Below are 8,496 nucleotides of genomic sequence, written 5' to 3' on the forward strand. Positions count from 1 at the left end.
CCTACCAGCCGATGGAAGGCGCCGCCAACTACCGCACCGCGGTGCAGCACCTGCTGTTTGGCGCCGACCACGAAGCGGTCAAGGCGGGTCGCATCGCCACCATCCAGACCATCGGCGGCTCAGGCGCCCTGAAGATCGGCGCCGATCTGCTCAAGCGCTACTTCCCGACCTCCGAGGTGTGGGTCAGCAATCCCACCTGGGACAACCACAAGGCGATGTTCGAGGGGGCCGGCATCAAGGTGCACGACTACCCCTATTACGATGCGGCCACCGGCGGCGTGCAGTTCGACGCCATGATCGACTGCCTGAGCAGCCTGCCTGCGAAAAGCATCGTGCTGCTGCACCCCTGCTGCCACAACCCGACCGGGGTGGATCTCTCCCGTGCCCAGTGGAACCAGGTGATCGCCCTAGTGGTCGAGAAGAACCTGATCCCCTTCATGGACATCGCCTATCAGGGCTTCGGTGACGGGCTGGAAGAGGATGCCTATGCCATCCGCGCCATGGTGGCCGCCGGTGTCAGCTTCTTCGTCAGCAACTCCTTCTCCAAGAACCTCTCCTTCTACGGCGAGCGTTGCGGCGGCCTGTCGGTCATCTGCCAGGATGCCGAAGAGGCGAGCCGGGTGCTGGGGCAGATGAAGGCCACCGTGCGCCGCAACTACTCCAGCCCCCCCACCCACGGCGGCCAGATCACCGCGGCGGTAATGAGCCAGCCCGAACTGCACGCCATGTGGGTCGGTGAGGTGACCGAGATGCGCACCCGCATCAAGGCCATGCGCCAGAAGCTGTTCGAGGTGCTGAGTGCCAAGGTGCCGGGCCGCGATTTTGGCTACTTCATCAACCAGCGCGGCATGTTCAGCTACACCGGCTTCACGCCGGAGCAGGTGGACCGCCTTCGGGAAGAGTTCGCCGTCTACCTGGTGCGCTCCGGTCGCATGTGCGTGGCGGGCCTCAACAGCCGCAACGTCGACTATGTGGCCGACGCCATGGCCGCCGTGCTCAAGGGCTAAGCCCGCAAGCCCCGCTCAGGCGGGGCTTTTCGTTTGTCCCCTTGCCCGTGGAACCGTGATGGATCTCATTGCCCTCTCCCGCCTCGGCGGTCGCCACCTGGTGACCCTGCATCTGCTGCTCGACACCCGCAGTGTCACCCGCAGCGCCGAGCGCCTCTGCACCACCCCCTCCACCGTCAGCAAGACCCTCAACCAGTTGCGCGAACTGCTGGGGGATCAACTGCTCTACCGCCAGGGCAACCAGTTGCTGCTGACCCCGTTTGCCGAGCGCCTCGGCCCGACGCTGCGCCGCCTGCTGGGGGAGCTCAACGGCCTCACCAGCCAGGAAGGATTTGCCCCTGCCAACTGGCAGGGGGAGCTGAACCTGGCGATGCGGGAGAGCAGCATGATCTGGCCCATGGGAGCCGTACTGGGTCAGTTGATGCAGGAGGTGCCGGGGCTGATGCCCGTCGTGCGTAACAAGGACGAGCAGGGACTGGCTGCTCTGGCGGCGGGCAAACTCGACTTCGTGATCCTGCCCCACGATCAGAGCCAGCCCGGGGTCAATCAGCCCGGCCTCGTCTGGGAAACCTTGCGGGAGGACGAGCTGGTCTGCCTGATGCGCGCGGATCATCCGGCGTTGACGCGGCCCTGGGATCTCGATGCCTACCTGAGCTGGCGCCACATCGCCATTCGCGATCAGGAGCTGGCCGATCCCTTCTTCGAGCAGAGTCTGGCCCAGCGCCAGGTACGGCGCAGACTGGGGGCCACCCTGCCGGATTTTGGCAGCGCCGCCGCCCTGCTGCGCCAGAGCGATCTCATTCTCACGGCCGTGAAGGGCTGGGCTACCCGGGCTTGTACCCAGGGGCTGGTGAGCCGCCCTGTCCCCTTCGATTACGGCGCCGTGACCCACAGCCTGGTGTGGTATGGCCCCCTGGGGGAAGATCCCGCCCTGCGCTGGTTCCGTCAGCGCATCCTGCAACTGGCCCGGGAGCTGGACGCCCCAAAATGATGCCTGGCCGCAGGAATCAGGGCTTCTTGGTATAGATGGGGCCTGGGAAAGAGGTGACGTTGTTACCCAGCTCGGTGATGCGGGCGGCCCCCTGCTTGCGCACCTGATCGACCCGCAGCACGTGGTGCATGGGAATAAGGGTGCGGGTGACGTCGGCAAATTCGCTCTTCAGCTTCTCGTGGCTGGGGTCGACGATGAGCGCCGTGTGGTTGTCCCACACGAAGTGGGCGATCTCGATGAAGCCGAACAGCTGGCCCTGATTCACCTCTCTTACATAGACTTCGTAACGCTCGCTGTGACAAATGAACTGCACTCGATAAAGGGCGTTGGATTCACTCATGGGTATCTGTTGGTGATGGACGGTTTGCCCATTCTAGCCGTCCCCTCGGACAGCCCCTATAGACAGAGTTCACAGTTGCGTCATATCGGGTCACAGCATCCCTACGTGCCGCAGAGCTCAGATCGCAGGCAGCATCACCGACCCAAACCCCTTGGCCTTCAATGCGTTGGCAAGCACTGTCAGATCAGCCGACCCGGCTTCTGGCCATGACAGCGCCTCCCCTCGCACCCCGTGGTGGCGAAAGCCGTTGAGGCGGATGGGCACGGGCCCCAGCGACAGCAAAAAGGTCGTCAACGCCTCCTGCAGCGCGCCAGTGGCATCGAGAAAATCGCTCCGCCCCGGCACCAGCAACAGCCGCACCTCCGCCAGCTTGCCCGCCTGCGCCCGCCTGCGCCAGCAGTTGCAGCGACGCCAGCACCCGCTCGCGGCCCCGCCCGGTCAGGGCCAGATGCACGGGCTCGTGCCACCCCTTGAGGTCTATCATGGCGCCGTCCAGCACCGGCAACAGCCACTGCCAACCCGTTTCACCCAGGGATCCGTTGCTGTCGAGCAGGCAGGTGAGACGGGCCAGGTCCGGCGCAGCCTTGATGGCCGTGAACAGGGCGATCACGAAGGGCAACTGGGTGGTCGCCTCCCCGCCGGAGACGGTGACGCCGGTGAGCAGCGGGCCATAGCGGCGCAGCAGGGCCAGCACCTCGGCCACCGACATCTGGCGCGTCTTGGGGCTGGCGTGGCGAGGGCAGACATCAAGGCAACGGTCGCAGTGGGTACAGAGCTCGGCTTGCCAGCTCACCCGCCCCTCCTGCATCGCCAGGGCTCCGCCCGGGCAACCGGGCACGCAGTCACCGCAGTGATCGCACAACCCCATGGTGTGGGGGTTATGGCAGCCGGGGCAGCGGAAGTTGCAGCCCTGCAAAAACAGCACCAGCCGGTTGCCGGGGCCGTCCACGCAGGAGAAGGGCAGCCAGCTGCTCACCGTCGCCCTGAGCTCGGCCCCCTTCTGCCTGCCGTTCTCAGTGCTCATTCAAGAGGGTCTCGATAGCCACCACCCGCGGTGCCCGCTGGCGAATAGCGGTCACGTCACTCGCCTCGGCACCAAGACAGGTGGTCTGCAACCGCGAGCCCTCCTCTGCGAAGCGGGCCACGTCGCTCTTGCGGATCATGTAGCCGGTCACCCGAACCAGATCGCTGTCGGCCACGTTGGCGGTGAACTCGCGCATGCCGATGGCGAGCGCCCCCTTGCAGAGCTGCAGCAGCGCCTGCGGATTCTGGCGGATGGTGGGCTCCAGAGTCAGGATCTCGCTGATCCCCGAGTGGTAGTAGCCGTGGTGCGGCGCCAGCGCCAGCACATGGCTGGCCGGATCCGGCTCCTGCCCATAGGGAATGCGTACCCCCGGGGTCACCGCCACATCGATGCTGAGGCCGCCCTGTGAGTGCAGCAGAGCGTGCCCACCCCAGGCATGGGCCTGCGGCGTCGCAGTAACATATTCCGAAAGCTGGGCCGAGATGCGATAGCCAAGCTGGTTCGCCTCTTCGTCGTGACCGTAGCGGCCCGGCAGATTCTCTTTATCCATCAGGATGTTGACCGCTTCCGCCATGCCGTAGATGCCGAACATGGGGACGAAGCGCTCCTCATCCAGCAGCCCCTCCTTGATCAGGAAGCTATCGAAGAAACCGGACTCCTCGTGCAGGAAGGCGGCGCGCACCGCGATCAGCTGGGACGTGAGGCGGCAGTAGTGGGGCAGCAGACAACCGAGGAAATCATCGATCCCCTGTGCCTGCTCGGCGACCCGCTTGAGGGAGATGCGCACCAGGGTGTTGGCACCACCGGCCTGCGGCAGGGAGTTGTAGCAGCTGACGATGCCAAAACCACGCTGGTCGAAGGTATCGCGATGGATCGGGTAGTTGGCGATGTGCGGCTTGCTGCACTCGGCGATATTCTTCACCGCCAGCAGCAGCAGATCGTCGGGAGTCTGCTCCGGATCGTGGAAGAAGGTGAGGTTGGGGGCCACCTGCTTGAGCTCGTTGTCGATGCGCAGGATCAGGCGGCAGATCCGGTTGTCATCGGGGCCGATGTTGACGTGCATGAAGGCATCCGGCAGCACCCGATCCAGATAGATCCAAAACCCTTTCAGCTTGCGGTAGAGAGTCTCGTCATCCAGCTCGCCGACAAAGGGGAGCAGCAGCTGATCGAGCCGTCCCAGCCAGACCGGCATGCCGGTGACGGAGGGCACGTGGTGATAGAGGATGCGCAGGGCATCGAGGGCCTCGTCGAAGTCCCGCGGCGGAGCCAGCTCAAGCCAGGCCGAGCCCTGGCGCAAAAACCGCGCGTAATCCGGCAGCACATAGCGCGGCTTGTAGGGGGCGTGTCCCTCGAACATGTCGCACAGTACCCCTTGCGTCATCGCCTCGGCGACGTCGGCGGGCAACTCGGGATAGGGCAGCGCGTTTTCGGCGGCGAGCGCCAGGGCGTGGCTCTTCTGGGCCGGTGAGAGCAGGGGGTCGCGCACGATGCGCTGGCAGGTTTCGGTGAAGGACATGGCTCGCTCCTCGGCGGGTGGAACCAAAATCCTCACACTTGAGAGGCCTTTTTTGAAGTGACATTCCCAACAGGGCGGATATCCCATCAAGACATCCGCCATGCCGGATCACGGCACGCCCTTCACCAGGGCCAGAACAGGGCCACGCCCCCCAGCCAGCGCAGCAGGAAGAAGCCCCCCATGCCGACGACCACCACCACCAGGGTAGGCAGGCGCAGCAGGGTCAGCACCGTCACCAGCAGGGTGGCGGCCAGGTAGTCCGGATCCCAGTCCAGCCCGTGGCCGGGCTCATAGCTGAAGACGATGGGCAGCCAGATGGCGGTCAGCACCGACTGGGCCGAGAAGCTGAGGAAAGCCCCCATCTCGGCCCCCGGCTGATAGCGGGTCAACCGCGAGAAGAAGGCAAAACGGTTGAAGAAAGTGATCAGGGCCAGCAGCCCTATCATCAGCCAGCCCATGATCACCTCCTCATCCGGTGCAATACATAGCCCACCACCATGCCGGCCAGGGCCGAGACGATGATGTGGATCTCCGCCAGCAGCGGCTTGGTGACGAGCGCCGTCCCGCCGCTCACCAGAGTGGCCGCCACCATGGGCAGGTTCTTCATGGCGGGGAGCGTCATGGCGATAAAGGTGGCGGCGATGGCAAAGTCGAGCCCCATCTTGTCCAGCCCCTCGATGTACTGGCCGGCGGCGATGCCGAGCAGGGTCGCCAGGTTCCAGAACAGATAGAAGACAAAGCCCGCGATGAGCGCATAGGCGGGATTGAAGGCGCCGCTGCGCTCCCTCTCTTTCAGCGCCACCGCAAACATCTCGTCGGTCAGGAAGAAGGCGAGGCTGGCCCGCCAGCGCAGGGAGAGCGGCAGCACGTCTCGGCGGAAGGTGAAGCCATAGAGCAGATGCTGGGAGGTGATCACCATGGTGGAGCCCATGATGGGCAGCAGCGGCGTCCCCGCCCCGAACAGGGTGGTGGCCGAGAGCTGGGCCGCCCCCGCATAGACCAGCAGCGACATCAGCTGGGCCTGGAGCGGGCTCATACCCGCCTGAAGCGCCAGGGCGCCGCACAGTATCCCCCAGGGGATGACGGAAATGGAGAGCGGGAGCATATCCAGAGTGGCGCGCCACCAGAGTGCCCCCGTGCGCTCGGGCGCAGGGAGGCGGGTTTCCGACATCATGGGATCATCCTTGTCACAGCCAATGCGAACCGGGAAAACTAGCACGGCGCAGGAGGCAGTGTCACGCCATGGTCTGCAACAAATGCAACGCCCGCATGAGAGCGGGCGTTGGCAGGCGGGATCAGGGCTCGATGATGATGGGGGTGCCTGGCTCGATGGCGTTCCAGATCTCGTCCATCTCGTGGTTCAGCACCGCAATGCAGCCATTGGTCCAGTTGGACGGCTGCACCCTGCGATCCCCCAGGCTGTTGCGCTGGCCGTGGATCATGATCATGCCGCCCGGGTTCACACCCAGCTCGTTGGCGCGCTTGATGTCGTCCAGATTCGGGTAGTTGATGTGAATGGCCTTGTAGAAACCGGAGTTGCTCTTCTTGTAGTCCAGGGTATAGCGACCTTCCGGGGTACGCTGATCCCCCTCACGCTGCTTGTGTCCTTTGGGAGCCGGGCCCAGGGCAATCCAGTAGCGCTTCACTTCCTTGCCATCCTTCATCAGGGTCAGGCTGTAACTCGACTTCTTCACCACCACCATATCGGCGGACAGAGTGGCAAAACTCAACGCGGGCCACAGCCCCAGCAAACACAGCAATACGGCTCTCACTATCCATCCCTCTGCGAGCCTTCTGGGCTCTCTTGTTAGCAAATCATCTGAATGTCGCCACTCTCTGGTGGCGAGCGAGCGCCATGATATGGGATCGCCGTGAATACTCAATATATCGGGAGAAACATATCTGTGGCCAGCAGGGGGAAATGGCCGTCAACCCGCCATGCAGACGCCCTGCCAAGGGCTGGGCGTCGTCTCTTGCCTGCAACCGGGCACCTCAGCGCAGGTCATCGAGGCCTGGAAGATGGCGCAGGAAGAAAAACCAGCGGGCTGCGCCGCCAGGGACACTTGAGCCTGTCCACCAGCCCATCCCCGGCTGGCACCATGGGGTCAGGCCATCTCAACGCACAAGAAAAGAGCCCCTGATGGGGCTCTTTTGACGGTGCAACACCGGGCTCAGGCCTGGGTCACTGGTTCGGCGGTCTCAAGGCGCCGGATCCAGGCCTCGAACTCTGCCAGCATGCGCGCCTCGGACTCGCTGTTGTCGGCGATGAGCTCGGCCCCGTGCACCACCCGGATATGGGCGTCGAGGGGCGTCCCCTCCCCTGCCGGTGGGCGCTGCCGCGCCGCCGCCATGCACGTCTGTGCCTGTTGCCACGCCTCGGCGGCACTCCGGTTGCACGCCTCTGCCAGCGGCACCGCGCTGAAACCCTCGCCGGTGAGGCTCTGCAGCGTCTCGTCATGGGTCATGCCGTTGCCCGGTCCCCAGTAGTGGGCGGCCAGATCCGGTCCGATGCGCGGGTTGTCGGTGAGGTAGCCGTCGCGTTTCAGGAAGTAGGCGCGGGTCTGCTCCACCGCCATCAGCGCCAGCAGATAGCCGTGATAGGCGCAGGCCGACTCCTGGTTCAGAAGGTGCGGGATGGCCAGCAGCGGGCGCGGGCTCTCCACCCCCAGGATCTTGCGCTCCCAGCGGCGGGCCAGTGCCAGCACGGCGGCCGGGGTACGCTCGCTCTCTGCCATGGCGTAGAGATCCCGCTCGAAGTAGGCCACCAGCGCGATCTGGCGCTCGTTGAAGGCGCGAAATGGCTGGCGCGCTTCAATCATTGCCTGGATAAGCGCATCGGGGATGGGTTCTCCCGCCGCGTTTCTAGCATAGCGCTTGAGCCAGTCCGCATCGTCCAGCAGGCTGTCGCAGAACATGGACTGGGTCTCGGCATAGGCCATGGAGGTGGGCGGAAACTCCTGGGAGAAGCAGGGGGCGTTGCCGGTGACGTTGGCAAAGTGCGCCGCGTGGCCGCCCTCGTGGAACAGGGTGTTGAGCCCGCTCCAGCCGCTGCCCACCTGGGCCGGATTGGCCAGGCTGGTGAAGTTGACCACCGCTGGCACCCACTCCCCTTCCTGCCAGAAGCTCGGCACCGGGCCGTGACAGAAGCCGTTCTCGTATTTTCCCTCCCGGGTCAGCAGATCCAGGGTGAGGGTGGCACCACGATACTGGATGCCGAGGCGGCGGAAGCTCTCGACCCAATCCTTCAGCGCCCGGGAGAAGGGCACGTAAGGGTCGAGCTGGCGGGTCACGTCACCACTCACGCTGTAGCGCAGGTTGTGGGGCAGCAGGGCTGCTTCCCCCTTGGCCGCTTTCAGCTCCGCCAGACTCTGGTGCAAGCGGGCATCGGTACGGGCGATGAAGTCGTCAAGAATGGCAAACAGCTGCGCCGGGCTCATCTGCTCGTTCTTGTGCACCTTGTAATCGAAGTAGTCGCGATAGCCCATGGCACGGGCGAAGCGGTTGCGCAGCGCGACGATGTCAAGATAGCCGTTGTCGACCACCCACTGCTCCAGGGTGTGGAACATGGCGAGCGCGCTCTGGCGCACCGCCTCGTCGCTGCTGGCGGCCAGCGCCGTG

The 8,496-nt window shown here is 64.8% G+C and carries 8 protein-coding genes and 1 pseudogene; 2 read left to right on the top strand and 7 right to left on the bottom strand.

The genetic code is table 11. The annotated features are described in order from the left end of the window. A partial coding sequence (locus AACR77_RS05915) for an amino acid aminotransferase (RefSeq protein WP_042880333.1) occupies nucleotides 1–1,007 on the top strand: 1,007 nt, incomplete at its 5' end. 58 nt (nucleotides 1,008–1,065) lie between these two features. Beyond that, a complete protein-coding gene (locus AACR77_RS05920) occupies nucleotides 1,066–1,998 on the top strand; it encodes a LysR family transcriptional regulator (protein WP_042880335.1) in 933 nt (310 codons plus the stop codon). A gap of 16 nt (nucleotides 1,999–2,014) precedes the next feature. Here the strand turns inward: AACR77_RS05920 and AACR77_RS05925 are convergent, their stop codons facing one another. From AACR77_RS05925 to AACR77_RS05955, 7 genes and pseudogenes are all read right to left on the bottom strand, one after another. Next, nucleotides 2,015–2,338, bottom strand: coding sequence for a DUF1820 family protein (locus AACR77_RS05925; RefSeq protein ID WP_010672837.1), 324 nt, complete (start codon nucleotides 2,336–2,338; stop codon nucleotides 2,015–2,017). Nucleotides 2,339–2,455: 117 nt separating this feature from the next. Continuing rightward, nucleotides 2,456–3,314, bottom strand: a pseudogene (locus AACR77_RS05930) (YjjW family glycine radical enzyme activase). Nucleotides 3,315–3,351: 37 nt separating this feature from the next. After that, nucleotides 3,352–4,878 (bottom strand): YjjI family glycine radical enzyme, encoded by a 1,527-nt coding sequence (locus AACR77_RS05935; protein WP_042880337.1) that lies wholly within the window; start codon nucleotides 4,876–4,878, stop codon nucleotides 3,352–3,354. Nucleotides 4,879–5,000: 122 nt separating this feature from the next. Continuing rightward, nucleotides 5,001–5,336 (bottom strand): AzlD domain-containing protein, encoded by a 336-nt coding sequence (locus AACR77_RS05940; RefSeq protein WP_010672834.1) that lies wholly within the window; start codon nucleotides 5,334–5,336, stop codon nucleotides 5,001–5,003. A 2-nt stretch (nucleotides 5,337–5,338) separates the two neighbouring features. After that, complete coding sequence (locus AACR77_RS05945) at nucleotides 5,339–6,052, bottom strand: AzlC family ABC transporter permease (RefSeq protein ID WP_041210991.1); 714 nt, start codon at nucleotides 6,050–6,052, stop codon at nucleotides 5,339–5,341. A 121-nt stretch (nucleotides 6,053–6,173) separates the two neighbouring features. Further along, a complete protein-coding gene (locus AACR77_RS05950) occupies nucleotides 6,174–6,650 on the bottom strand; it encodes a L,D-transpeptidase family protein (protein WP_029313677.1) in 477 nt (158 codons plus the stop codon). Between the two features lie 399 nt (nucleotides 6,651–7,049). Continuing rightward, nucleotides 7,050–8,496, bottom strand: a 1,447-nt coding sequence (locus AACR77_RS05955; RefSeq protein WP_042880339.1) for a M3 family metallopeptidase, incomplete at its 5' end; no start/stop codon positions are given.

Source organism: Aeromonas sp. ZOR0002 (assembly GCF_963866995.1).
In the GTDB taxonomy this organism is placed as follows: Bacteria; Pseudomonadota; Gammaproteobacteria; order Enterobacterales; family Aeromonadaceae; genus Aeromonas; species Aeromonas caviae.

Excerpts from the sequence above, each read along its gene's own strand:
- AACR77_RS05920 (WP_042880335.1), top strand. The coding sequence starts at position 1,066 with ATGGATCTCATTGCCCTCTCCCGCCTCGGCGGTCGCCACCTGGTGACC.
- AACR77_RS05925 (WP_010672837.1), bottom strand. The coding sequence starts at position 2,338 with ATGAGTGAATCCAACGCCCTTTATCGAGTGCAGTTCATTTGTCACAGC.
- AACR77_RS05935 (WP_042880337.1), bottom strand. The coding sequence starts at position 4,878 with ATGTCCTTCACCGAAACCTGCCAGCGCATCGTGCGCGACCCCCTGCTC.
- AACR77_RS05940 (WP_010672834.1), bottom strand. The coding sequence starts at position 5,336 with ATGGGCTGGCTGATGATAGGGCTGCTGGCCCTGATCACTTTCTTCAAC.
- AACR77_RS05945 (WP_041210991.1), bottom strand. The coding sequence starts at position 6,052 with ATGATGTCGGAAACCCGCCTCCCTGCGCCCGAGCGCACGGGGGCACTC.